Raw genomic sequence first — 24,280 nt, 5'->3', positions numbered from 1 at the left:
GATGTTGCCCGTGATGCGTGTGGGACGCAGGAGGTCGGCCCGCACCAGTACGCAGCGGCGGGGAATCCTCATAAGGTGTGGAGTATTGGAAGCCGGCGACGCGGACGGGCCGCCGGTGGTCGCGAGGAGGACTGCGGTGAGCGAGACGAGCCCCAAGCTGCGAGCCGAGCTGGCGGGGATCCCCACCTACAAGCCGGGCAAGCCCGCCGCGGCCGGTGGTCCGGTGGCCTACAAGCTGTCCTCCAACGAGAACCCCTACCCGCCGCTGCCCGGAGTGATGGAGACGGTCACGGCCGCCGTCTCGACGTTCAACCGCTACCCCGACATGGCCTGTACGGGCCTGATGAACGAGCTCTCCGACCGCTTCGGCGTCCCGCTCTCCCACCTGGCCACGGGCACCGGCTCCGTCGGCGTCGCCCAGCAGCTGATCCAGGCGACCTCGGGCCCGGGCGACGAGGTCATCTACGCCTGGCGGTCCTTCGAGGCGTACCCGATCATCACGCAGATCAGCGGCGCGGGGTCCGTGCAGGTGCCGCTGACGGCCGGTGACGTGCACGACCTGGACGCGATGGCGGACGCCATCACCGACCGCACCCGTCTCGTCTTCGTCTGCAACCCCAACAACCCGACCGGCACCGTCGTGCGCCGGGCCGAGCTGGAACGGTTCCTCGACCGGGTGCCGGGCGATGTGCTGGTGGTCCTGGACGAGGCCTACCGCGAGTTCATCCGTGACCCCGAGGTGCCGGACGGCGTGGAGCTGTACCGGAACCGGCCGAACGTCTGCGTGCTGCGCACCTTCTCCAAGGCGTACGGCCTCGCGGGGCTGCGCGTCGGCTTCGCGATCGCCCACGAGCCGGTGGCGGCGGCGCTGCGCAAGACCGCGGTGCCCTTCGGGGTGAGCCAGCTCGCGCAGGAGGCGGCGATCGCGTCGCTGCGTGCCGAGGACGAACTGCTGGGCCGCGTCGGCTCGCTGGTCTGCGAGCGCACGCGGGTGGTCGACGGGCTGCGGGCCCAGGGCTGGACGGTGCCCGAGACCCAGGCCAACTTCGTGTGGCTGCGGCTGGGGGAGCACACCGTCGCGTTCGCCCAGGCCTGTGAGCAGCACGGCGTGGTGGTCCGTCCGTTCCCCGGCGAGGGTGTGCGGGTGACGGTCGGGGAGACCGAGGCGAACGACATCTTCCTGAAGGTGGCGGAGAGCTTCCACAAGGAGCTTTGAGACCCGTCAAGAAGCTGTGGCACCGGTGGGTCGGGCCTCTGCCCGGCCCACCACTGTTTCCCGGCGTACGGAGCCGCCGTCCCGTACCGTTGTTGGCGTCAGGCGTCTCCGCCCCCTGATCCCAGACCGCCTCGGTCCCGGTTTCACGTGGAACCGGTCGCGGACAGCGTGCCGCATGGCCCTGACGCCGGCCCCCGATGGCCCCTTCGCGGGACCCTCATGGCCCAGGTCGCCCGCCCTCATGGCCCAAGCGGGACCCCCTTTCGAGCTTCGATACTCAGTGCGTCATAATCTTCTTGTGAATGTGAACGCGTTCACAAGCGTGTCCCGGTTGCTCCGCTGATGTGTGTGACATAAGGGGCAAACTGCCGCTACCACGGCGATGTAAGGAGACTGCGACGTGGATTTGGCTCTGGCGCCGGAGACACTGGCGCGATGGCAGTTCGGCATCACCACCGTCTACCACTTTCTGTTCGTCCCGCTGACGATCTCGCTGGCCGCCCTGACGGCCGGGCTGCAGACCGCGTGGGTGCGCACGGACAAGGAGAAGTACCTCAGGGCGACGAAGTTCTGGGGCAAGCTCTTCCTGATCAACATCGCGATGGGCGTGGTCACCGGCATCGTGCAGGAGTTCCAGTTCGGCATGAACTGGTCCGACTACTCGCGGTTCGTCGGTGACATCTTCGGTGCCCCGCTCGCCTTCGAGGCACTGATCGCCTTCTTCTTCGAGTCGACCTTCATCGGGCTGTGGATCTTCGGCTGGGACAAGCTGCCGAAGAAGATCCATCTGGCCTGCATCTGGATGGTCTCGATCGGCACGATCCTGTCGGCGTACTTCATCCTCGCGGCCAACTCGTGGATGCAGCACCCGGTCGGTTACAAGATCAACAAGGTCAAGGGCCGGGCGGAGCTCACGGACTTCTGGGCCGTGCTGACTCAGAACACCGCGCTCAGCCAGGTCTTCCACACGCTGTCCGCGGCGTTCCTGACCGGCGGCGCCTTCATGGTCGGCATCGCCGCCTGGCACCTGTTCCGCAAGAGGCACGTCTCCGTGATGAAGACCTCGCTGCGGCTGGGCCTGGTCACGGTGGTCATCGCGGGCCTGCTCACCGCGATCAGCGGCGACACCCTCGGCAAGGTCATGTTCAAGCAGCAGCCGATGAAGATGGCCGCGGCGGAGGCGCTGTGGAACGGCGAGGACTCGGCCCCGTTCTCGATCTTCGCGGTCGGTGACGTCGACAAGGGCCACAACAAGGTGGCCATAGAGATTCCGGGCCTGCTGTCCTACCTCGCCAACGGTGACTTCGGTTCCCACGTGCCCGGCATCAACGACGTCAACAAGGCCGAGCAGCAGAAGTACGGGCCGGGCGACTACCGCCCCGTCATCCCCGTCACCTACTGGGGCTTCCGCTGGATGATCGGCTTCGGCATGGCGTCCTTCGCCATCGGTGTGGCCGGACTGTGGCTGACGCGCAAGAAGTTCATGCTGCCGCAGCACCTGAGGGTCGGTGAGGACGAGGTCCCGCATCTGGTCCTGTTCAAGAACAAGGCGCTCAGCCCCAAGCTCGGCAAGCTGTACTGGATGCTGGCCATCTGGACGCTCGGCTTCCCGCTGATCGCCAACTCCTGGGGCTGGATCTTCACCGAGATGGGCCGGCAGCCCTGGGTCGTCTTCGGTGTCCTGCAGACCCGCAGCGCGGTCTCGCCCGGCGTCGGTCAGGGCGAGGTCCTCACCTCCATGATCGTTCTCACCCTCCTGTACGCCGCCCTCGCCGTCGTCGAGGTCAAGCTGCTCGCCAAGTACGTCAAGGCCGGGCCGCCCGAGCTCACCGAGGCCGACCTCAACCCGCCCACGAAGATCGGCGGCGACTCCCGTGACGCCGACAAGCCGATGGCCTTCTCGTACTAGGCCCAGGGAGATCGAGACATGCAACTTCATGACGTCTGGTTCGTCCTCATCGCCGTTCTGTGGACCGGCTACTTCTTCCTGGAAGGCTTCGACTTCGGAGTCGGCATCCTGACCAAGCTGCTCGCCCGTGACCGGGCGGAGAAGCGTGTGCTGATCAACACGATCGGCCCGGTCTGGGACGGCAACGAGGTGTGGCTGCTCACCGCGGGCGGCGCGACCTTCGCCGCGTTCCCCGAGTGGTACGCCACGCTGTTCTCGGGCTTCTACCTGCCGTTGCTGATCATCCTGGTCTGCCTGATCGTGCGGGGTGTGGCCTTCGAGTACCGCGCGAAGCGGCCCGAGGAGCACTGGCAGCGCAACTGGGAGACCGCGATCTTCTGGTCCTCGCTCATCCCCGCGTTCCTGTGGGGTGTGGCCTTCGGCAACATCGTGCGCGGCGTGAAGATCGACAAGAACTTCGAGTACGTCGGCACCTTCTGGGACCTGCTCAACCCGTACGCCCTGCTCGGCGGTGTCGTCACCCTGACGCTGTTCACCTTCCACGGGGCGGTGTTCACGGCGCTCAAGACGGTCGGTGACATCCGCGAGCGAGCGCGGAAGCTGGCCCTGCAGGTCGGTCTCGTCACCGCCGTGGCGGCGCTGGTCTTCCTGCTGTGGACCCAGGTCGACAGCGGTGACGGCAAGAGCCTGGTCGCGCTGATCGTAGCCGTGGCCGCCCTGGTCGGGGCGCTCGCGGCGAACCAGGCCGGGCGCGAGGGATGGTCGTTCGCCCTGTCCGGGCTCACGATCGTGGCCGCGGTGGCGATGCTCTTCCTGTCGCTCTTCCCGAACGTCATGCCGTCGTCGCTCAACAGCGACTGGAGCCTGACGGTCACCAACGCCTCTTCGAGCCCCTACACCCTGAAGATCATGACCTGGTGCGCGGCCGTCGCCACGCCGATCGTGCTGCTCTACCAGGGCTGGACCTACTGGGTGTTCCGCAAGCGGATCGGCACGCAGCACATCGCAGAGGCCGTGCACTGATTCCCGTTTGGGGCATGTTTCACGTGAAACATGCCCCATGAGAAGAGAGTGTGTTTCACGTGAAACCGATCGACCCGCGTCTACTCCGGTACGCACGCGCCACCCGGCTGTTCATGGTGGCGGTCGTCGGCCTGGGGGCCGTCGGAGCGGCGCTGGTCATCGCGCAGGCGATGCTCATCGCCGAGACGGTGGTCGGTGCCTTCCAGTACGGGCTGTCGGTCGGTGAAGTGCGCACTCCCCTGCTGTTGTTGGCGGCCGTGGCGGGCGGCCGCGCCCTGGTGTCCTGGCTCACCGAACTCGCCGCCCACCGGGCGAGCGCCGCCGTGAAGTCGGAACTGCGGGGGCGGTTGCTGGAGCGGGCCGTCACGCTGGGGCCCGGCTGGCTGAGCGGCCAGCGGACCGGATCGCTCGTCGCCCTGGCCACCCGCGGGGTCGACGCCCTCGACGACTACTTCTCCCGCTACCTGCCGCAGTTGGGCCTCGCGATCGTCGTGCCCGTGGCCGTGCTGGCCCGGATCGTCACCGAGGACTGGGTCTCGGCGGCGATCATCGTGGGCACCCTGCCCCTCATCCCGGTCTTCATGATCCTCATCGGCTGGGCCACCCAGTCCCGGATGGACCGCCAGTGGCGGCTGCTGTCCCGGCTGTCCGGACACTTCCTCGACGTGGTGGCCGGGCTGCCGACGCTGAAGGTGTTCGGGCGGGCCAAGGCGCAGGCCGAATCGATCAAGCGCATCACCGGCGAGTACCGGCAGGCGACCATGCGGACCCTGCGGATCGCCTTCATCTCGTCCTTCGCGCTGGAACTTCTCTCCACCCTGTCGGTGGCGCTGGTCGCCGTGACGATCGGTATGCGGCTGGTCCACGGCGACATGGACCTGTACATCGGGCTCGTCATCCTGGTGCTGGCGCCCGAGGCGTATCTGCCGTTGCGCCAGGTGGGCGCGCAGTACCACGCGGCGGCCGAAGGGCTGGCGGCGGCCGAGGAGATCTTCGCCGTCCTGGAGGCCCCCGTGCCGGCGTCCGGCACGGCGGCCGTGCCGGACGGACGCATCGCCTTCGAGGGACTGACGGTCCGGTACCCGGGCCGGGCCGAGGACGCCGTGTCGGAGGTGTCCTTCGCCGTCGAGCCCGGGGAGACGGTCGCGCTCGTCGGGCCGAGCGGCGCGGGCAAGTCGACGCTGCTGCACGTGCTACTGGGCTTTGTGCCGGTGACCGAGGGCCGGGTGCGGATCGGCGGTATGGATCTCGCGGACGCCGACCTCGGGCAGTGGCGGTCGCGGGTCGCGTGGGTGCCCCAGCGGCCGCACCTGTTCGCCGGAACGATCGCCGAGAACGTACGGCTGGCCCGTCCGGACGCCGATGACGCCGCCGTGCGGCGGGCGTTGGGGGACGCCGGAGCGCTGGAGTTCGTGGACGCGCTGCCCGACGGGACCGACACCCTGCTCGGTGAGGACGGCGCGGGTCTGTCCGCCGGTCAGCGCCAGCGGCTCGCGCTGGCCCGGGCGTTCCTGGCGGACCGGCCCGTGCTGCTTCTCGACGAACCGACGGCCGCGCTGGACGGCGCGACCGAGGCCGAGGTCGTGGAGGCGGTGCGCCGGCTGGCCGTGGGACGCACCGTGCTGCTGGTCGTGCATCGCCCGGCGCTGCTGGGAGTGGCGGACCGGGTGGTGCGGCTGGAGGAGCCCGCCGTGCCCGCCGTCGCCGTGCCCGCCGTCGTCGAGGGGCGGCCCTCCGCGGCTCCGCGGGCCGGGCAGCCCGCCGTGGTGTCCGACACCCAGGGTGAAGCCGCGGCAGGCGAGCCGGCTGCCCCTCCCGGCGGTGTCCTCGCCCGGGTCCGTGCCATGTCCGGCCCCCGCCGCAGCCGCCTCGCGCTCGCCCTGCTGCTCGGCGCTCTCGCCCTCGGCAGCGCCGTCGGTCTGATGGCGACCTCCGGATGGCTGATCTCGCGGGCCTCGCAGCAGCCGCCGGTGCTGTACCTGATGGTGGCCGTGACGGCGACGCGGGCCTTCGGCATCGGACGGGCCGTCTTCCGCTACGCCGAGCGGCTGGTGTCGCACGACGCGGTGCTGCGCATGCTGGCCGACACCCGCGTCGCCGTCTACCGGCGGCTGGAGCGACTGGCCCCCGCGGGGCTGCGCCGTACCCGCCGCGGCGACCTGCTCTCGCGGCTCGTCGCCGACGTGGACGCGCTGCAGGACTACTGGCTGCGCTGGCTGCTGCCCGCCGGTGCGGCCGCGATCGTGTCGGCGGGCGCGGTCGGCTTCACGGCGTGGCTGCTGCCCGAGGCCGGTGCGGTGCTCGCCGCGGGCCTGGTGGCGGCCGGTGTCGGCGTCCCGCTGGTCACCGGTGCCGTGGCCCGCCGGGCCGAGCGCAGGCTCGCCCCCGCCCGGGGGGAGCTGGCGACGCGCGTGACCGATCTGCTCACCGGCACCGCGGAGCTGACGGTCGCCGGTGCTCTGCCCGCCCGTACCGACGAGGCCCGACGGGCCGACGGTGTCCTCACCCGGATCGCCTCGCGGGCCGCCACCGCCACCGCGCTCGGCGACGGACTGACCGCGCTGATCTCGGGCCTGACGGTGGCAGCTGCCGCCCTCGCGGGCGCCCAGGGCGTCGCGGACGGCCGTCTGAACGGCGTGGCGATGGCGGTCGTCGTCCTCACCCCGCTGGCGGCCTTCGAGGCCGTGCTCGGGCTGCCGCTGGCCGTGCAGTACCGGCAGCGGGTGCGCCGCAGCGCGGAGCGCGTGTACGAGGTGCTGGACGCGCCGGAGCCGGTGCGGGAGCCGGAGGTACCCCGGCAGGCGCCCGCCACCCCCTTCCCCCTGACCGTCACCGGTCTGACGGCCCGGCATGCCGGGCAGGACCGGGACGCGCTCGCCGGCCTCGACCTCACCCTCGACCAGGGCCGCCGGATCGCGGTGGTCGGCCCGTCCGGCTCCGGAAAGACGACGCTGGCACAGGTGCTGCTGAGGTTCCTGGACGCGGACGCGGGCTCGTACACGCTGGCCGGCGTCGACGCGTACGCGCTCGACGGCGACGACGTACGACGGCTGGTCGGGCTGTGCGCCCAGGACGCGCACCTCTTCGACAGCTCGGTGCGCGAGAACCTGCTGCTGGCGAAGAAGGACGCCACCGACAGCGAGCTGCGCGACGCGCTGCGGCGGGCGCGGCTGCTCGAGTGGGCGGACAGTCTGCCCGACGGCCTCGACACGCTCGTGGGAGAGCACGGGGCGCGGCTGTCCGGTGGCCAGCGGCAGCGGCTGGCACTCGCGCGGGCGCTCCTCGCCGACTTCCCCGTGCTGGTGCTCGACGAGCCGGCCGAGCATCTCGACCTGGTGACCGCGGACGCGCTCACCGCCGATCTGCTGGCAGCCACCGAGGGCCGTACGACGCTGCTCATCACCCACCGGCTGGCCGGGCTGGAAGAGGTCGACGAGGTCGTCGTCCTGGACGCGGGCCGTGTGGTGCAGCGCGGGGCGTACGCGGAGCTGGCCGCCGTGCCGGGGCCGTTGCGGGACATGGTGCGCCGGGAGGCCGAGGCGGAGTCGCTGGTGGGCACGGCGTAGAACGGTCGCGGTCAGGGCCTCGACCAGTCGATCTCGCGTCGGCCGGGCGGTCGGCGAACTCGACGTCACGATCCAGGAGATCCGCACCGCGGTCGTCGCGCTGGAGCAGGGACGGCCGAGACGCCCGCGGGCCTGTACGCGCGGGTGCTGCGGGAGATCGACACCGCTGCGGTCCCGCTCGGCTTCATGCCCTCGCATCGCTTCGTCGGTGCGGTCGGCGCCCTCGTGGGCGACCTCACGGGCAAGAGCCTCGTCGCGGCCCTGCGCGAGGCCCTCTCCAACGCCTTCCGGCACGCGGGGCCGGTCGGATCGACGTGGAGGTCGACGCGACGGCGACGCTGCCGGACGGCCGCCCCGGCGTCCGGCCGACCGTCGCCGACGACGGCGTCGGCATTCCCCCGGGCGGCCGGCGCAGTGGCCTCGGCAACCTCGAACGACGCGTGCGATCCCTCGGCGGCGACAGCCGGCACGGTCCGGGCCTCAGCGCGGACGGTGGCGGTACGACGGTGGTGTGGGAGGCGCCGTACTGAGTCGTGCGGGCTCGCCCGAACCCCGTCCGCACGACGCCGGCCGGGGCCGGGGCTATGCGCGCTGCGCCAGCATCCGTTCGATCACGACCGCCACTCCGTCGTCGTTGTTGGCGACCGTGCGGCCCGAGGCGGCGGCGATGACGTCCGGGTGGGCGTTGCCCATGGCGTACGACCGGCCCGCCCAGGTCAGCATCTCGACGTCGTTCGGCATGTCGCCGAAGGCGACGACCTCCTCGTGGGAGATGCCGCGCTCGGCGCAGCACAGGGCGAGCGTGCTGGCCTTGGAGACGCCGGGGCCGCTGATCTCCAGCAGGGCGCTGGGGCTGGACCGGGTGACGTTGGCGCGGTCGCCGAGGGCGAGACGGGCGGTGGTGAGGAAACCGTCCGGGTCGAGCGTGGGGTGATAGGCGAGGATCTTCAGCACGGGCTCGGCGGCACCGGCGCCGTCCGGCGCGAGCAGGTCCTCGGCCGGCGCGAGCTCGTCCGGGATCTCCATGTGCAGCTTGGGGTAGTCCGGCTCCTGGTGGAAGCCGTAGGTCTGCTCGACCGCGTACACCGTGCCGGGCGCCGCCTCGCGCAGCAGCCGTACGGCGTCCAGCGCGTTCTCCCGCGCCAGTTCCCGCACCTTGACGAACCGGTGGGCGCCGGGGCCACCGTGCAGGTCGACCACGGCGGCGCCGTTGCCGCAGATCGCCAGGCCGTGGCCGTGGACGTGGTCGCTGACGACGTCCATCCAGCGGGCCGGACGGCCGGTGACGAAGAAGACCTCGACACCCGCCTCCTCGGCGGCGGCGAGGGCGGCGACCGTGCGGGGGGAGACCGACTTGTCGTCCCGCAGCAGGGTGCCGTCGAGATCGGTGGCTATGAGCCGGGGCGGGACGGCTGCGGCCGGGGTCTCGGGCTGTCGAGTCGCTGAGGTCACCCGCCCATTCTCCCGCATATGCCCGCACGGCCGTGCGGGAGTCCGCGCAGGTGAGTGGTTACCGTCCTCACCTGCACCGTCACACCCTGTCGGCTCAGCCGAGGCGGCCCGCGGCCTCCATGGCGATCTGCTCGAAGACCTTCTCGTCGGCGGCGAAGTCCGAGTCCGGGATGGGCCAGTGGATCACGATCTCCGTGAAGCCCAGGTCACGGTGGCGGCCGGCGAAGTCCACGAACGCTTCCAGGGACTGCAGCGGGCGGGCGCGGTCCGGGGTGAAGCCGGTGAGCAGGATGCGGTCCATTCCGGCCACGTCCCGGCCGATCTCGGCGCAGGCGTCGGCCAGCTTCTCGGACTGTTCGCGAAGGGCCCGCACCGACTGCTCGGGCGTGCCGTTCTCGTACAGCCGGGGGTCGCCGGTGGTCACCCACGCCTGTCCGTGGCGCGCCGCGAGCCTCAGTCCGCGCGGTCCGGTCGCGGCCACCGCGAAGGGCAGCCGGGGGCGCTGCACGCACCCGGGGATGTTGCGTGCCTCGTGCGCCGAGTAGTAGTCGCCCTCGTACGACACCGCGTCCTCGGTCAGCAGGCGGTCCAGCAGCGGCACGAACTCGGCGAGCCGGTCGGCCCGCTCGCGCGGGGTCCAGGGTTCCTGGCCGAGCGCGGTGGCGTCGAATCCGGTGCCGCCCGCGCCGATGCCGAGCGTGACGCGGCCGCCCGAAATGTCGTCGAGGGAGATCAGCTCCTTGGCGAGGGTCACCGGGTGCCGGAAGTTCGGCGAGGTCACCAGCGTGCCCAGGCGCATCCGGTCGGTCACACCGGCCGCCGCGGTGAGCGTCGGCAGGGCGCCGAACCACGGGCCGTCCCTGAAGCTCCGCCAGGACAGGTGGTCATAGGTGTAGGCGGTGTGGAAGCCGAGTTGCTCCGCCCGCTGCCATGCCGAACGGCCGCCCTCGTGCCAGCGGCGGTGGGGGAGGATCACGGTGCTCAGACGCAGACTCATGAACCGAGCGTATGCGGCGCAAGGGGTTTCACGTGAAACAGTCACCGTCTGTCATCGCACGCGGCCGCTGAGCCAGGGGGTGAGGGTGAGCATCGGCAGGTACTCGCGGTGGGTGCGGTCCCGCGGCAGCGGTACGACCAGGAAGTAGCCGGGCGGAAACCGGCGAGCCTTGACGAAGGCCCGGCCGTCGAAGAGGGAGCGCAGGAAGGCCGGCACGTCGTCGCGGGCGACGTCCGGGCACTCGACGCCCTCGACGGTGATCAGGGCGTCGTCGTCCGGGTAGAGCCGGACGCTGACCCGGGGCAGGCCGCCGAACTCGGCGTAGGCCTCGTGCGGCAGGGAGCCGTCCGGGTCGGTGGTGACGCCGACGCCCGCGGCGCTGCGGCGGGAGGTCTGGTCGGCGCCGATGTCGTGGGTGACCTCGATCTCGCGGCCGTACTCCGTGGCGAGGGCGCGCAGCGCGGTGACGGCGGTCTCGGTGGTCGGGAAGTGGTCCATACCTCTGATCATGCCGGGGTCAGTGCGGTTCGGGGAACCGCAGGTACCGCGGCGGGACGGCGCGCGTCAGCCATACTCCGTTCGCGCTCACGTGGAAGACATGGCCGTCGCGGTGCATGGCGCCCGCGTCGACACTGAGCACGACGGGCACGCCGCGCCGGGCGCCGACGCGGGTGGCCGTCTCGCGGTCGGGCGAGAGGTGGACGTCGTGCCGGTTCATCGGGCGCAGCCCTTCGGCGCGGATCGCGTCCAGGTTGCGGGCGACGGTGCCGTGGTAGAGGTACGGCGGCGGGGTCGCCGGGGCCAGTCCGAGGTCGACGTCGACGCTGTGTCCCTGGCTGGCGCGGATCCGGGTGCCTTCGACGGCGAAGCGCTTCTTGTCGTTGTGCGCGACGACGTGGTCCAGTTCCTCGCGGGTGAAGCGGAAGCCGTGGGCGGCGGCCGCGGCGATCAGTACGTCGATCTCGACCCAGCCCGCCTCGTCGAGGCTCAGCCCGATCCGCTCGGGCTGGTGGCGCAGGTGCTTCGAGAGGTACTTCGACACCTTCACGGTGCGTCTTTCGTCCATCCGCTCAGGATGGCGGGAGAGACGCGGATCACGCAGACAATTTTTCGCTCGCAGGTTTGATCCACAACCAACTGTAGTTATCCACAGGCTACTTGGCGATTCTGTGGACAACTCCCGTATATGTCAGCCCTGTTCGTCAAGATCAGCAGGGGGCCGTCCCCTTGACGTGAGCGCGTCCAACTCCCTTGCCCGCACCTCCCGTTCGGCCGCCAGTGCCACGAACTCCGCGACCCGGTCCGCTCCAACCAGCCCTTCCACGGCCCTGATCGTCTCCTCCGGCAAGGCCACGGAGCGTGACGCCGGACGGGTCTCCGGCGTCTCCCCCGCGCCCAGCTGCCGGCGCAGCTGCCGCACCGCCAACAACCGCATGGCCCGCGCGAGTTCGGCGTCGACCGTCTGCTGGGCCAGGGGGCGCAGTCGCCGTACGAGCGAGGCCGCCTCGGCCGCGTCCGCGTCGGTCGGGCGGTGCGGTCCCTGGAGGTAGCGCGCGAAGACGTGCTCGGTGGTGAACTCCAGGAAACGGGAAGCGATGTGCTCGACCTGACCCCTCAACTCCCGCAGGTGACCGGCGATCGCGGACAGCGGCACCCCGGCACCGTGCAACTCGACTGCCACAGCCAGCTCTTGGGGGCTCGGCACGACGAAGCAGTCGTCGTCGCCGGGCGCCGGCTCCAGCACGCCGAGTTCCACGGCGTCGGCGACGGCCTCGTCGTCGGGGGAGCCGCCGAACCGTTCGTCCAGCTCGGCGCGGGAGATCCGCACGGCCTCCTCGTCGGTCCACGGACCGCCCACCTCGGCGACCAGTCCGAGGACCCCACCCAGGCCCCGACCGGTGTCCCATGCCTCCAGAAGCTCCTTGATGGAGGCCAGGCCGTAGCCGCGGTCGAGGAGGTCGGCGATCTGGCGCAGGCGGGCCAGATGGGCGTCGGAGTAGAGGTTGGCGCGGCCGCGGCGCTCGGGGCGGGGCAGGAGGCCGCGGTCCTGGTAGGCGCGGATGGTGCGGACGCTGGCGCCGCTGGCGTGCGCCAGGTCCTCGATCCGGTAGACGGCCGCCTCATTCACGGTGCGGTCCGGGCAGGCCGCTCGCAGGAGACGCCGGCGCCGCTCACAGCGGGGGTTCCAGCCGTGCGATCGCCCGCAGCGCGCGCGGGGTGAACCGGGACATGAGGTGGGCGCCGCGGGCCTCGGGGGTGACCGGGACGACCGCCTGGTTGCGTACGACGGCGCGCAGGATCGCGTCGGCGACTTTCTCCGGCGGGTAGTTCCGCAGGCCGTACAGCCGCGCCGTGCGCTTCTGCCGCCGCTTCTCCTCCTCGGCGTCCACGCCCGCGAAGCGCGCGGTCGAGGTGATGTTGGTGTTGACGAAGCCGGGGCAGATCGCGCTCACGCCGATGCCCCGGCCGGCGAGTTCGGCGCGCAGGCACTCGCTGAGCATGAGCACGGCGGCCTTGGAGGTGCTGTAGGCGGGCAGCGCCTTGGAGGGCTGGTAGGCCGCCGCGGAGGCGGTGTTGACGATGTGGCCGCCCTGTCCGCGCTCGGCCATCTGCCTGCCGAAGAGCCGGCAGCCGTGGATGACACCCCACAGGTTGACGTCGAGGACCTTCTTCCAGTCCTCCGGGGTGGTGTCGAAGAAGGAACCGCCCAGGCCGATACCGGCGTTGTTCACCAGCACGTCGAGCACGCCGTACTGGGTGGCGACCTTGTCGGCGAGCTTCTCCATGGCCTGCTCGTCGGAGACGTCCACGGTCTCCGCCCAGGCCTCGGAGGCGCCGATCAGCCGGGAGAGCTCGGCGGTGCGGGCGGCGGACTCGGCGTCCCGGTCGACGGCGATGACGCGCGCGCCGGCCTCGGCGAAGGCGAACGCCGTGGCCCGTCCGATGCCGCTGCCCGCGCCGGTGACCAGGACGAGCTGCCCGCCGAAGCGGTCGGCGTACTTGCCGGTGGGTTTGACCGTCTCGGGTGTGCCGTCCTCGACCGACCGCACGAACTCGGTGATCCAGGCGCTCAGTTGGTCGGGCCGGGTGCGGGGTATCCAGTGCTTGGCCGGAAGGGTGCGGCGGGTCAGCCGAGGGACCCAGCGGTCCAGGTCGTCGTAGAGCCGCTCCGAGAGGAAGGCGTCGTCGAGGGGCGTGATGAGCTGCACGGGCGCGTGTGCGTGGGCGTCGGGGCGCGGCCGGCGCAGCCGGGCGCGGACGTTGTCGCGGTACAGCCAGGCGCCGTGTGCCGCGTCCTGAGGGAGCGAGGAGGTCGGGTAGTCGCCGCGGGGGACCTTCTCGACGCGTTCCAGGATGCGCGGCCAGCGCTTGCCGAGGGGGCCGCGCCAGGCCAGTTCGGGCAGCACGGGCGTGTGCAGGGCGTACACGTACCAGGACTTGGCGCCCTGGCCGAGGAGCTGGCCGACGTGGCGCGGGGTGGGCTTCCTCAGGCGCTGGTCGATCCAGTGGCCGAAGTGGTCCAGGCAGGGGCCGGACATGGAGGTGAAGGAGGCGATGCGGCCCTCGGTGCGGGCGACGGTGACGAACTCCCAGGACTGCACGGAACCCCAGTCGTGTCCGACCAGGTGCACGGGCCGGCCGGGGCTGACCGCGTCGATCACGGCCAGGAAGTCGTCCGTGAGCTTCTCCAGGGTGAAGCCGCCGCGCAGGGGCTTCGGGGCCGTCGACCGGCCGTGTCCCCGGACGTCGTACAGGACGACGTGGAAGTGTTCCGCGAGCCGGTCGGCGACCTCGGACCACACCTCCTTGCTGTCCGGGTAGCCGTGCACCAGCACCACCGTCGGCTGTCCGGAGTCACCCAGCTCGGCGACGCACAACTCGATCCCGCCGGTCCGCACCCGGCGCTCCCGCGCACCCTTGAGCACTGTCACTTCTCCTTCGCCCAGCGCCGCACGTGCGGCAGGTCGTCGTCCAGCCAGAAGGCGCTCTCCTCGGGGTCCCCGGAGTCGGTGACGACGAGGATCTCCTCGAACTTCGCGCCGGTGCCCCGGAATCCGAGATGGGGTTCGACCGCCCACAGGCCCGGCCGCGGCGGGTGGTCGGAGAAGCGGTAGGGCGACCACAGCGGGGACCAGCCCTCGCGGTGGCCGTGCAGCGCGTCGCTCGCGAGCCCCTTCAGGGACTGCGCGCCGAAGCCGAACAGATGGGGGGAGAACCGGCGCTGCTTCACCCGGTCCACCTTGTGGGCGATGACGCCGAAGGGGTAGGCGCGGTGCCGGTTGGCGTATCCCTGCCGGACCATGAGGCGGTCCACGTCCTCGTAGATCGTCCGCAGGGGGCGCCGCTCGCGCACCTCGCGCAGGATCAGGTCGCGGTGTGCCTCCAGGTCGGCCATGAGCCGCTCCTGCACCGGGTTGGCGCCGAGCGAGCCGGAGTAGCCGATGTCCGCTGTGCAGCCATCGAGGACCGGGGCCATGTCGAGGATGAACGGCATCCTCGGCTCCAGCCGGCGGTCGGTCGGGAAGAACTGGAGCGGGACGCGGAAGTTCACGAACGCGGTGCGGTCCCCGAACCAGGCGAAGGGGAGGTGGAACCAGTCCCGCACGCCCCGCTCGCGCAGCCATGCCCGCTGCATGCGGGCCGCCTCGCGCTCGGTCACGCCCGGCCGCAGCCGGGCGGCGACCGCCTCGGCGCACTCGTAGGCGAGGCGCTGCACCTCGCGGAACCCGCGCAGCCGTGCGGAGAGTTCACCTGACAATGCCGTCGTCATGCCACCGCCACTCCCGTCCGCCGACTGCGGTACGTGCTCGTAACTTGACACTGGCGAATGTGACAGTTGTTAGAGGCTGCGTCAATAGGCGGGCTTCGGCCTGTGGACGACTCTCCGTGCCGTGTCACTGTGCGTAGCTCTCAAGTAGGGGGTACCCCTACGGTCCCGTACGTCTGGAGGCTGAGGCGAAGACAGCTCTGCGGTCTGACGTGTGCCGTGGTCCACGTCACTATCGTCGAACCTGTGACTGTGATCGCGACCGAAAGCCTGAGCAAGCGGTTCCCCCGGGTGACCGCGCTTGACCGGCTCTCCGTCGACGTCGGACCCGGTGTGACCGGGCTCGTCGGAGCCAACGGAGCCGGCAAGTCGACCCTGATCAAGATCCTGCTGGGTCTGTCCCCCGCCTCGGAGGGCCGTGCCGAAGTGCTCGGGCTCGACGTCGCGACCAAGGGCGCGGCCATCCGTGAGCGGGTCGGCTACATGCCCGAGCACGACTGCCTGCCGCCGGACGTCTCGGCGACCGAGTTCGTCGTCCACATGGCCCGCATGTCCGGGCTGCCGCCGACGGCCGCCCGTGAGCGCACGGCGGACACGCTGCGCCACGTCGGTCTGTACGAGGAGCGCTACCGCCCCATCGGCGGCTACTCGACCGGCATGAAGCAGCGCGTGAAGCTCGCGCAGGCCCTCGTCCACGACCCGCAGCTGGTCTTCCTGGACGAGCCGACCAACGGCCTGGACCCGGTCGGCCGTGACGAGATGCTCGGGCTGATCCGCCGCATCCACACGGACTTCGGCATCTCGGTCCTGGTCACCTCCCACCTGCTGGGCGAGCTGGAGCGCACCTGCGACCACGTCGTGATCATCGACGGCGGCAAGCTCCTGCGCTCCAGCTCCACCACGGACTTCACCCAGACCACGACCACCATCGCCGTCGAGGTCACCGACACCGACGAGCATCCGGACGGCACGCGTGCGATGCGCGAGGCGCTCGACGCACGCGGGGTGAGCGTCGAGGCGGGCAGCGGCCTGCCGGGCGCCGGCCACATCCTGCTGCTGACCGCGCAGGGCGAGGAGACCTACGACCTCGTGCGGGACCTCGTCGCCGACCTCGGCCTCGGCCTGGTCCGCATGGAGCAGCGCCGGCACCACATCTCGGAGGTCTTCACCAGCGAGGACGAGCAGCAGAAGGAGGCGGCCGTCCATGGCGGTTGAGCAGCCCATGCCGACAGCGCCGGGTGACCAGACCCGCATCCACAACATTGGCTACCGCAACTACGACGGCCCCCGGCTGGGCCGCTCCTACGCGACCCGCTCCCTGTACTCGCAGTCCCTGCGCGGCGCCTACGGCCTCGGACGCTCCATCAAGTCCAAGGTCCTGCCGATGCTGCTGTTCGTGGTGATGTGCGTGCCCGCGGCCATCATGGTCGCCGTCGCGGTCGCCACCAAGGCCAAGGACCTGCCGGTCGACTACACGCGCTACGCGATCATCATGCAGGCCGTCATCAGCCTGTACGTCGCCTCCCAGGCGCCCCAGTCGGTCTCGCGGGACCTGCGCTTCAAGACCGTCCCGCTGTACTTCTCCCGGCCGATCGAGACCGCCGACTACGTCCGCGCCAAGTTCGCCGCGCTGGCCTCGGCGCTGTTCATCCTCACCGCGGCCCCGCTGATCGTGCTCTACGTGGGCGCCCTGCTCGCCAAGCTGGACTTCGCCGACCAGACCGAGGGATTCGGGCAGGGGCTGGTCTCCGTGGCGCTGCTCTCGCTGCTCTTCGCCGGCATCGGTCTGGTCATCGCCTCGGTCACGCCGCGCCGCGGCTTCGGCATCGCTGCCGTGATCGCCGTGCTGACCATCTCCTACGGCGCGGTCTCCACGCTGCAGGCGATCGCCGACGCCCAGGGCAGCTCGAGCGCCGTCCCCTGGATCGGCCTCTTCTCGCCCGTCACGCTGATCGACGGGGTCCAGTCGGCCTTCCTCGGCGCGAGCTCGGCGTTCCCGGGCGCGGTCGGTCCCACGCACGGCGAGGGCGTGGTGTACGTCCTGGTCGTCCTGGGCCTGATCGCCGCCGCCTACGGCCTCCTGCTGCGCCGCTACAAGAAGGTGGGACTGTGACCACGCTCAGCATCGACCACGTCTCCCGCTGGTTCGGCAACGTGGTCGCCGTCAACGACATCACCATGACCATCGGTCCCGGCGTCACCGGCCTGCTCGGCCCGAACGGCGCGGGCAAGTCGACCCTGATCAACATGATGGGTGGCTTCCTGGCACCCTCCACCGGCTCCGTCACCCTCGACGGACAGCAGGTGTGGCGCAACGAGGCGATCTACAAGCACATCGGCGTCGTCCCCGAGCGCGAGGCGATGTACGACTTCCTCACCGGCCGTGAATTCGTCGTCGCCAACGCCGAGTTGCACGGTCTGGGCGCCAAGGCGGCCCAGAAGGCGCTGGCCACGGTCGAGATGGAGTACGCGCAGGACCGCAAGATCTCCACCTACTCCAAGGGCATGCGCCAGCGTGTGAAGATGGCCTCCGCCCTGGTCCACGACCCCTCGCTGCTCCTGCTGGACGAGCCCTTCAACGGCATGGACCCGCGCCAGCGCATGCAGCTCATGGACCTGCTGCGCCGCATGGGCGACGAGGGCCGCACGGTGCTGTTCTCGTCCCACATCCTCGAAGAGGTCGAGCAGCTGGCCTGGCACATCGAGGTGGTCGTGGCCGGACGGCACGCGGCCAGCGGCGACTTCCGCAAGATCCGCCGTCTGATGACCGACCGCCCGCACCGCTACCTGGTGCGCTCCAGCGACGACCGCGCGCTCGCGGCGGCGCTGATCGCCGACCCGTCGACGTCCGGCATCGAAGTCGACCTCGCCGAGGGCGCGTTGCGCATCCAGGCCGTCGACTTCGGCCGTTTCACCGTGCTGTTGCCGCGGGTCGCCCGCGACCACGGCATCCGGCTGCTGACGGTCTCGCCGTCCGACGAGTCCCTCGAGTCCGTGTTCTCGTATCTGGTCGCGGCGTAGGAGGCCGAAGATGTACGACCCCACAGTCGCCCGACTCACCTACCGGGCCCTGCTCGGCCGCCGGCGGGCCCTCATCCTGGGCGCGTTGCCGCTGCTGCTGATCGTGATCTCCGTGATCGTGCGCGCTCTCGTCGGAGCCGACGACCAGACGGCGGCGGACCTGCTGGGCAGCCTCGCGCTCGCCACCATGGTGCCGATCATCGGCGTCATCGCCGGGACCGGCGCGATCGGCCCGGAGATCGACGACGGCTCGGTGGTGTACCTGCTGTCCAAACCGATCAAACGGCCGACGATCATCTTCACCAAGCTGATCGTGGCCATCGCCGTGACCATGGTCTTCTCGGCGCTGCCGACGCTGATCGCCGGCTTCGTCCTCAACGGCAACGGCCAGCAGATCGCCGTCGCCTACACGGTGGCCGCCCTGGTGTCGTCCATCGCGTACGCGGCGCTGTTCCTGCTGCTGGGCACGGTGTCCCGGCACGCGGTCGTCTTCGGTCTCGTCTACGCGCTGGTCTGGGAGGCCCTGTTCGGCTCCCTGGTGCCCGGCGCGCGCACCCTCAGCGTCCAGCAGTGGTCGCTGGCCGTCGCCCACAAGGTGGCCGGCGGTGACCTGGTGACCTCGGATGTCGGGCTGACCACGGCGACGGTGTTCCTGGTCGCGGTGACGGTCCTGGCCACCTGGTACGCGGGGCAGAAGCTGCGCTCGCTGACGCTGGCGGGCGAGGAGTAGACGCCCTCTTTACTGACGGGGGCCTCACCTCTGTCCGGGCACACTGGGCAGTAGGGAAGGCCGGGCTGAGAGGAAAGGCGATGGCAGACGACTGGGACGACCTGGTCCTGGACGAAGATTTCATCCGGTCCGCCGGGACCGCCGAGCCCTCAGCCCGCGCCCGTATGCTCGCCGCCCGCTGGCGCGCCGAGGAGCCGGAGCCGCAGCCGTGGCGCTCCGACGAGCCGCCGGCGGGCTGGTTCTTCAGCAAGGCCCGGCGCCGCAAGTGGCGGCGCCGGTAGCCCGATCCTCGGCCCCGTTTAATCAGTGGCGTCCAACTCGTCGTACCGGCACGATGGTTGTGTCCACACCGCCGGAAACCGTGCGCAGGCACGGCGACTTCGGCGCCACGTTCTGGGAGAGGAGCCGGGCGATGTCCATGCACGACAGTACGTCCAGCTCCCGTCAGGGCAGTCCGGTGAGGACTCCGGTGTAGTTACCCACCGTCGAGTCACCCCCAGGAACTGTCCGGGGCGGCCGCTTCGAGCACGCGATGTCGCTCTCGCGTGGGCCGCCCACCCGGAGGATTGGCCGAGTGGTAAGGCACTGGCTTGCTAAGCCAAGGTCGGGCCTGAAAAGCCCGCGCACGTTCGATTCGTGCATCCTCCGCAGAGATACCGTGCACTCCCCGCCGAGAGCCCCCGAGAGCCCCCGAGCGGTCGGCAGCTCAGCCCAGCAACCGCTCCAGCACCACCGCGATGCCGTCCTCCTCGTTGGAGGCCGTCACTTCGTCCGCGACCGCCTTCAGTTCCTGGTGCGCGTTGGCCATCGCCACGCCCCGGGCCGCCCACGCGAACATCGGGATGTCGTTCGGCATGTCGCCGAAGGCGATGGTCTGCGCCGCCTTCACACCGAGCCTGCGGGCCGCCAGCGACAGCCCGGTCGCCTTCGACAGGCCGAGCGGCAGCAGTTCCACGATGCCCGCGCCCGCCATGGCGACGCTGACGAAGCCGCCCGCGGCCCGGCGGGCCGCCTCGGCCAGCTCGTCGTCGGTGAGCGTCGGATGCTGTATGTAGATCTTGTTCAGCGGGGCGGCCCACAGATCCGCCGCGTCCGTGAAGGGGACCGCGGGCAGCGAGCCGGTGACCGCATAACCCGGTCCCACCAGCACGTCGCCGTCCAGACCGTCCCGGCTGGCCGCCAGGTGCAGGGGGCCGACCTCCGCCTCGATCTTGGCCAGGGCGACGCCCGCCAGCTGCCGGTCCAGCGTCACGGACGTCAGCAGCCGGTGTTCCTTGGCGTCGTAGACCTGTGCGCCCTGACCGCAGACGGCGAGGCCGTCGTAGCCGAGGTCGTCGAGGATGTGCCGGGTCCACGGCGCGCCGCGGCCGGTGACGACGATGTGCGCGGCGCCCGCCCCGGCGGCCGCGGCGAGGGCGTCACGGGTGCGGCGCGAGACCGACTCGTCGGAGCGCAGCAGCGTTCCGTCGAGGTCGGTCGCGACGAGCCGGTAGGGGAAGTCGGTCACTTGGCGACCGGCTCCAGGACCTCCCGGCCGCCCAGGTACGGGCGCAGCACCGGGGGCACGTACACGGAGCCGTCGGCCTGCTGGTGGTTCTCCAGGATCGCCACGATCGTGCGCGGTACGGCGCACAGCGTGCCGTTGAGCGTCGCCAGCGGCTTGACCTGCTTGCCGTCGCGGAAGCGGATCGACAGGCGGCGGGACTGGAACTCGGTGCAGTCCGAGGTCGACGTCAGCTCGCGGTACTTCCCCTGCGTCGGGATCCACGCCTCGCAGTCGAACTTGCGGGCGGCCGAGGAGCCGAGGTCGCCGGTGGCCACGTCGATGACGCGGAACGGCAGCTCCAGCGAGGTCAGCCACTCCTTCTCCCACTGCAGCAGGCGCTGGTGCTCGGCCTGCGAGTCCTCCGGAGCGACGTAGGAGAACATCTCCACCTTGTCGAACTGGTGGACGCGGAAGATGCCCCGGGTGTCCTTGCCGTGCGAGCCGGCCTCGCGGCGGAAGCACGGCGAGAAGCCGGCGTAGCGCAGCGGCAGGCGGTCGGCGTCGAGGATCTCGTCCATGTGGTACGCGGCGAGGGGGACCTCGGAGGTGCCGACGAGGTAGAGGTCGTCGGCGTCGAGGCGGTAGACGTCCTGGGCCGCCTGGCCGAGGAAGCCGGTGCCCGCCATCGACTGGGGGCGGACCAGGGCGGGCGTCAGCATCGGCGTGAAGCCGGCCGCGGTGGCCTGGGCGATCGCGGCGTTGACGAGCGCCAGCTCCAGCAGGGCGCCGATGCCGGTGAGGAAGTAGAAGCGGGAGCCGGAGACCTTGGCGCCGCGCTCGACGTCGATCGCGCCGAGGATCGTGCCGAGCTCCAGGTGGTCCTTGGGCTCGAAGCCCTCGGCGCCGAAGTCGCGGATCGTGCCGTGCGTCTCGAGGGTGACGAAGTCCTCCTCGCCGCCGACGGGCACGTCGGGGTGGACGAGGTTGCCGAGCCGGAGCAGCAGCTCCTGGGTCTCGGCGTCGGCCGCGGCGCGCTCGGCGTCGGCGGCCTTGACGTCGGCGGCGAGCTGGCTCGCCTTCTTCAGCAGCTCCGCCTTCTCGTCCCCGGAGGCCTTGGGAATCAGCTTGCCGAGCTGCCGCTGCTCGGCACGCAAGTCGTCGAAGCGGACGCCGGAGGACCTGCGCCGCTCGTCGGCAGACAGGAGGGAGTCGACGAGCGCGACGTCCTCTCCACGGGCGCGCTGGGACGCGCGCACACGGTCGGGGTCCTCACGAAGCAGGCGAAGGTCAATCACGCGGTCAAGGCTACCGGTGCGGGGATACGCCTCACGACTCCATTCCCCTCCGTTCCGAATCGCGTCCTACGTTCGGTTACGCGGCACATGCGAGGTGTGTCAATAAAAGGCGTCCCCCTCCCCGGGGCGGGTCAGGTGACAGGCGCGGGGTTGACCCGATTCCCTTGTGCGGTACGGGACTTGGGCTGTGGTTGTCCACAGCGGTCCACACCGTCCGGAAAGTTATCCACAGCCTGTGTGGATGATCTGTGGATTGCGGAATTGATCACTCCGAAACGTGGCCGTGAACCGGAGTATTCCCAGGACAAACCTCGCTCACCCGCACTTTCGAGTGGAAACCGGTCGTCCCAAAGGATTGCGCAAAGGAAAAGACTGGACGAAGGGTGATGTGCACGGCGGTGAACCCAGGAGCGGTCCAGAGGCCGATTTGTCGACCGACTGACACGTTCTTGTCGACTTGTCCCCAGGTCGAGAAGCCAACCTGTGGATAACTCCTGTGGATAACGAAAATCTGCAGGTAAGACCGCGGTCACGGCCGGGCAGAGCCGGGCAGGGCCGCTCAGAACCTGCCGTCCTGGCAGCGCGCCACCCAGTCCGACGCCGCCACGAACTCCTCGTCCGACGTCCCGAGCCGCGGTGCGCTCACGTTCTCGACGGCCGCATCGGCACGCGGGTAGGAGCCGAGGAACCGCACCTCGAGGCAGATCCGCTTGAGCCCCATGAGGGCCTCGGCCACCCGGCGGTCGGAGATATGGCCCTCGGCGTCGATGCAGAAGCAGTAGTTGCCGATGCCCGCGCCGGTCGGGCGGGACTGCAGCAGCATCAGGTTGATGCCGCGGGTGGCGAACTCGCCCAGCAGATCGCGCAGCCCACCGGGGTGGTCGTCGCGCTGCCACAGCACGACGGACGTCTTGTCCGCGCCGGTCGGCGCCGCGGGCCGGGCGGGCCGGCCGACGAGCACGAAACGGGTCTGCGCGTTCTCGGCGTCGTGGATGCCGGTCTCCAGGGCCTCGAGGCCGTAGCGGGCGGCGGCGAACTCGCCCGCGAAGGCGGCGTCGTACTGCCCCTCCTGGACCAGGCGGGCGGCGTCCGCGTTGGAGGCGGCCGACTCCCAGTGGACGTCCGGGAGGTTGTTCCTGAGCCAGTTGCGCACCTGCGGCTGGGCGGCCGGGTGCGCGGAGACCGTCTTGATGTCCGACAGCTCGGTGCCCGGCCTGACCAGCAGCGCGAAGGTGATCGACAGCAGCACCTCGCGGTAGATCATCAGCGGCGCGCCCGCGACCAGCTCGTCGAGGGTGGTGGTGATCCCGCCCTCGACGGAGTTCTCGATCGGCACGAACGCGGCCTCGGCCTCACCGACGCGGACCGCGTCGAGTGCGGACTGCACCGACACGTACGGGATCAGCTCCCGTGTGGCCGCCTCGGGAAGCGTGCGCAGGGCGACCTCGGTGAAGGTGCCCTGGGGGCCGAGATAGGCGTAGCTCGCTGGCATGCCTTCACCCTAATGGCCCCAAAGCGGCCCGGCTCACCCTTCCAGCAGCCGCTGTCCCACGTACTCGCCCTTCGCCGCCCCGCCCGGTACCGCGAACAGTCCGCTCGCCTCGTGCCGGATGTACTTCGACAGGGCGTCACCGCGGTCGAGCTTGCGCTGCAGGGGGACGAAGCCGCGCAGTGGGTCCGCCTGCCAGCACACGAACAGCAGACCCGCGTCCGGCGCCCCGTCGGCGTCGATGCCGTCGTGGTAGGAGAACGGGCGCCGCAGGATGGCCGCCCCGCCGTTCTGGTCGGGCCGGCTGATGCGGGCGTGCGCGTTGAGGGGGACGATGAGATCGCCCTTGGCGTCGGTCTTCTCCAGGTCCATCGCGGTCGTCTCGGAGCCGCCGGACAGCGGGGCACCGTTGGACTTCCGGCGCCCGATGACGTTCTCCTGGGCGGTGAGCGAGAGCTTCTCCCAGTCGTCGAGCAGCATGCGGATACGGCGTACGACGGCGTAGGAGCCGTTCGCCATCCAGGCCGGGTCGCCGGAGCCGGAGGCGGGCACGAAGATCCGCTTGTCGAAGTCGGCGTCCGCCGGCTTGGGATTGCGCGTGCCGTCGAGCTGGCCCATGAGGTTGCGTGCCGTCATGGGGTGGGCGGTGGCACCCGGCGTGCGGTTGAAGCCGTTCATCTGCCAGCGGACCTTCGCCGCGCTGCCCGCGTCCTTCTGGATCGCGCGCAGGGCGTGGAAGGCGACGAGGGCGTCGTCGGCACCGATCTGCACCCACAGGTCGCCGTCGCTGCGGGCCTTGTCGAGATGGTCGGAGGAGAAGTCGGGCAGCGGGTCGAGGGAGGCCGGGCGCTGCTTCTCCAGGCCGGTACGGGAGAAGAAGCTGTGCCCGAAGCCGAAGGTGACGGTCAGCGAGGACGGCCCGGCGTCCCGCGCCACGTACGTGTCGTCGCTCGACGCGGACTCACCGGCCATCAGCCGTTCGGCCGTCGCGGACCAGCGGCGCAGCAGCGCGGCGGCCTCCTTGCGCCCGGCGCCCGGCGCCAGGTCGAAGGCGACGAGGTGGCCCTTGGCCTGCAGGCCGTCGGTGATGCCCGGCTGATGTTTCCCGTGAAACATTGCCATGTCCGCGCCGAGGGAGCTCAGCGGAGCGGCCTGGGAGGGCGCGGCGGCGTATCCCACGGCGGCGCCCGCAGCGCCGAGCACGAGGCCGGTGGCGCCGGCGGTGCCGAGCAGGGCGCGGCGCGAGACGCCGGGCGAGGAGGAGGTCTCCGGTGCGGCACCCGCGGGGGCGGGGGCCTGCGGAAGGGACTGTTCGGGCATGGTGCGGT

At 70.8% G+C, this 24,280-nt stretch carries 20 protein-coding genes, 1 tRNA gene and 1 pseudogene; 11 read left to right on the top strand and 11 right to left on the bottom strand.

Annotated elements, in window-relative coordinates:
- Positions 1-136 precede the first annotated feature (136 nt).
- The 5 genes and pseudogenes from hisC to LN251_RS13900 all read left to right on the top strand — a co-directional run.
- Entirely contained in the window at positions 137-1,216 is a 1,080-nt protein-coding gene (hisC, locus tag LN251_RS13920) for a histidinol-phosphate transaminase (RefSeq protein ID WP_458244713.1), read from the top strand.
- Between the two features lie 400 nt (positions 1,217-1,616).
- Complete coding sequence (locus tag LN251_RS13915) at positions 1,617-3,125, top strand: cytochrome ubiquinol oxidase subunit I (protein WP_383668127.1); 1,509 nt, start codon at positions 1,617-1,619, stop codon at positions 3,123-3,125.
- A gap of 18 nt (positions 3,126-3,143) precedes the next feature.
- Positions 3,144-4,148 (top strand): cytochrome d ubiquinol oxidase subunit II, encoded by a 1,005-nt coding sequence (cydB, locus tag LN251_RS13910; protein ID WP_458244712.1) that lies wholly within the window; start codon positions 3,144-3,146, stop codon positions 4,146-4,148.
- A gap of 59 nt (positions 4,149-4,207) precedes the next feature.
- A complete protein-coding gene (gene cydD, locus LN251_RS13905) occupies positions 4,208-7,714 on the top strand; it encodes a thiol reductant ABC exporter subunit CydD (protein WP_458244711.1) in 3,507 nt (1,168 codons plus the stop codon).
- A gap of 28 nt (positions 7,715-7,742) precedes the next feature.
- Positions 7,743-8,244: pseudogene (locus LN251_RS13900) on the top strand (sensor histidine kinase); the annotation flags it as partial.
- A gap of 52 nt (positions 8,245-8,296) precedes the next feature.
- Here the strand turns inward: LN251_RS13900 and LN251_RS13895 are convergent.
- The 7 genes from LN251_RS13895 to LN251_RS13865 form a co-directional block, all read right to left on the bottom strand.
- Positions 8,297-9,184, bottom strand: a complete 888-nt coding sequence (locus tag LN251_RS13895) for an HAD-IIB family hydrolase (RefSeq protein WP_458244710.1) — start codon at positions 9,182-9,184, stop codon at positions 8,297-8,299.
- 76 nt (positions 9,185-9,260) lie between these two features.
- Positions 9,261-10,163 (bottom strand): LLM class flavin-dependent oxidoreductase, encoded by a 903-nt coding sequence (locus LN251_RS13890; protein ID WP_458244709.1) that lies wholly within the window; start codon positions 10,161-10,163, stop codon positions 9,261-9,263.
- 51 nt (positions 10,164-10,214) lie between these two features.
- A complete protein-coding gene (locus LN251_RS13885) occupies positions 10,215-10,661 on the bottom strand; it encodes a hypothetical protein (protein WP_458244708.1) in 447 nt (148 codons plus the stop codon).
- Between the two features lie 19 nt (positions 10,662-10,680).
- Positions 10,681-11,229: an RNA 2'-phosphotransferase gene (locus tag LN251_RS13880; protein ID WP_458244707.1), complete on the bottom strand. Its 549-nt coding sequence runs from the start codon at positions 11,227-11,229 to the stop codon at positions 10,681-10,683.
- Positions 11,230-11,352: 123 nt separating this feature from the next.
- Positions 11,353-12,291, bottom strand: a complete 939-nt coding sequence (locus LN251_RS13875) for a MerR family transcriptional regulator (protein ID WP_458244706.1) — start codon at positions 12,289-12,291, stop codon at positions 11,353-11,355.
- Positions 12,292-12,334: 43 nt separating this feature from the next.
- Positions 12,335-14,095 carry an SDR family oxidoreductase gene (locus tag LN251_RS13870; RefSeq protein ID WP_458244705.1) on the bottom strand — a complete coding sequence of 587 codons (1,761 nt, stop codon included), beginning with the start codon at positions 14,093-14,095 and terminating at the stop codon, positions 12,335-12,337.
- On the bottom strand, positions 14,092-14,934 hold the full coding sequence (locus LN251_RS13865) for a M24 family metallopeptidase (RefSeq protein ID WP_458244704.1): 843 nt from the start codon (positions 14,932-14,934) through the stop codon (positions 14,092-14,094). The genes LN251_RS13870 and LN251_RS13865 overlap by 4 nt, the downstream gene beginning before the upstream one ends.
- Before the next feature lie 249 nt (positions 14,935-15,183).
- Here LN251_RS13865 and LN251_RS13860 point away from each other — a divergent pair, with 249 nt between their 5' ends.
- The 6 genes from LN251_RS13860 (at position 15,184) to LN251_RS13835 (ending at position 19,330) form a co-directional block, all read left to right on the top strand.
- On the top strand, positions 15,184-16,146 hold the full coding sequence (locus LN251_RS13860; RefSeq protein WP_458246718.1) for an ABC transporter ATP-binding protein: 963 nt from the start codon (positions 15,184-15,186) through the stop codon (positions 16,144-16,146).
- Complete coding sequence (locus LN251_RS13855) at positions 16,136-17,044, top strand: ABC transporter permease subunit (RefSeq protein ID WP_458244703.1); 909 nt, start codon at positions 16,136-16,138, stop codon at positions 17,042-17,044. The genes LN251_RS13860 and LN251_RS13855 overlap by 11 nt, the downstream gene beginning before the upstream one ends.
- A complete protein-coding gene (locus LN251_RS13850; protein ID WP_249835639.1) occupies positions 17,041-17,952 on the top strand; it encodes an ABC transporter ATP-binding protein in 912 nt (303 codons plus the stop codon). Before LN251_RS13855 ends, LN251_RS13850 begins: the two co-directional genes overlap by 4 nt.
- Before the next feature lie 10 nt (positions 17,953-17,962).
- Positions 17,963-18,682, top strand: a complete 720-nt coding sequence (locus LN251_RS13845) for an ABC transporter permease subunit (protein WP_058924357.1) — start codon at positions 17,963-17,965, stop codon at positions 18,680-18,682.
- 80 nt (positions 18,683-18,762) lie between these two features.
- A complete protein-coding gene (locus LN251_RS13840; RefSeq protein WP_058924358.1) occupies positions 18,763-18,963 on the top strand; it encodes an SGM_3592 family protein in 201 nt (66 codons plus the stop codon).
- Between the two features lie 279 nt (positions 18,964-19,242).
- Positions 19,243-19,330: transfer RNA gene (locus LN251_RS13835), tRNA-Ser, on the top strand.
- Between the two features lie 58 nt (positions 19,331-19,388).
- On the opposite strand, the gene LN251_RS13830 is transcribed toward LN251_RS13835, so the two are convergent.
- From LN251_RS13830 to efeB, 4 genes are all read right to left on the bottom strand, one after another.
- The gene (locus tag LN251_RS13830; RefSeq protein WP_458244702.1) at positions 19,389-20,189 is read right to left on the bottom strand and encodes an HAD family hydrolase; all 801 of its coding nucleotides are present in this window, start codon (positions 20,187-20,189) and stop codon (positions 19,389-19,391) included.
- Entirely contained in the window at positions 20,186-21,463 is a 1,278-nt protein-coding gene (gene serS / locus LN251_RS13825; RefSeq protein WP_458244701.1) for a serine--tRNA ligase, read from the bottom strand. The genes LN251_RS13830 and serS overlap by 4 nt, the downstream gene beginning before the upstream one ends.
- A 559-nt stretch (positions 21,464-22,022) precedes the next feature.
- Complete coding sequence (gene pheA / locus LN251_RS13820) at positions 22,023-22,955, bottom strand: prephenate dehydratase (protein WP_458244700.1); 933 nt, start codon at positions 22,953-22,955, stop codon at positions 22,023-22,025.
- A 33-nt stretch (positions 22,956-22,988) separates the two neighbouring features.
- Complete coding sequence (gene efeB / locus LN251_RS13815; protein ID WP_458244699.1) at positions 22,989-24,272, bottom strand: iron uptake transporter deferrochelatase/peroxidase subunit; 1,284 nt, start codon at positions 24,270-24,272, stop codon at positions 22,989-22,991.
- Positions 24,273-24,280 lie beyond the last annotated feature (8 nt).

It is taken from the genome of Streptomyces sp. MAI_2237 (assembly GCF_054189285.1).
Note: the sequence above shows the minus strand (reverse complement) of the source record. Positions and strands in the feature narration are given on the sequence as shown.

Excerpts from the sequence above, each read along its gene's own strand:
- LN251_RS13865 (WP_458244704.1), bottom strand. The coding sequence starts at position 14,934 with ATGACGACGGCATTGTCAGGTGAACTCTCCGCACGGCTGCGCGGGTTC.
- pheA (WP_458244700.1), bottom strand. The coding sequence starts at position 22,955 with ATGCCAGCGAGCTACGCCTATCTCGGCCCCCAGGGCACCTTCACCGAG.
- LN251_RS13885 (WP_458244708.1), bottom strand. The coding sequence starts at position 10,661 with ATGGACCACTTCCCGACCACCGAGACCGCCGTCACCGCGCTGCGCGCC.
- cydB (WP_458244712.1), top strand. The coding sequence starts at position 3,144 with ATGCAACTTCATGACGTCTGGTTCGTCCTCATCGCCGTTCTGTGGACC.
- LN251_RS13845 (WP_058924357.1), top strand. The coding sequence starts at position 17,963 with ATGTACGACCCCACAGTCGCCCGACTCACCTACCGGGCCCTGCTCGGC.
- LN251_RS13890 (WP_458244709.1), bottom strand. The coding sequence starts at position 10,163 with ATGAGTCTGCGTCTGAGCACCGTGATCCTCCCCCACCGCCGCTGGCAC.
- LN251_RS13840 (WP_058924358.1), top strand. The coding sequence starts at position 18,763 with ATGGCAGACGACTGGGACGACCTGGTCCTGGACGAAGATTTCATCCGG.
- LN251_RS13895 (WP_458244710.1), bottom strand. The coding sequence starts at position 9,184 with ATGCGGGAGAATGGGCGGGTGACCTCAGCGACTCGACAGCCCGAGACC.
- LN251_RS13880 (WP_458244707.1), bottom strand. The coding sequence starts at position 11,229 with ATGGACGAAAGACGCACCGTGAAGGTGTCGAAGTACCTCTCGAAGCAC.
- efeB (WP_458244699.1), bottom strand. The coding sequence starts at position 24,272 with ATGCCCGAACAGTCCCTTCCGCAGGCCCCCGCCCCCGCGGGTGCCGCA.
- LN251_RS13855 (WP_458244703.1), top strand. The coding sequence starts at position 16,136 with ATGGCGGTTGAGCAGCCCATGCCGACAGCGCCGGGTGACCAGACCCGC.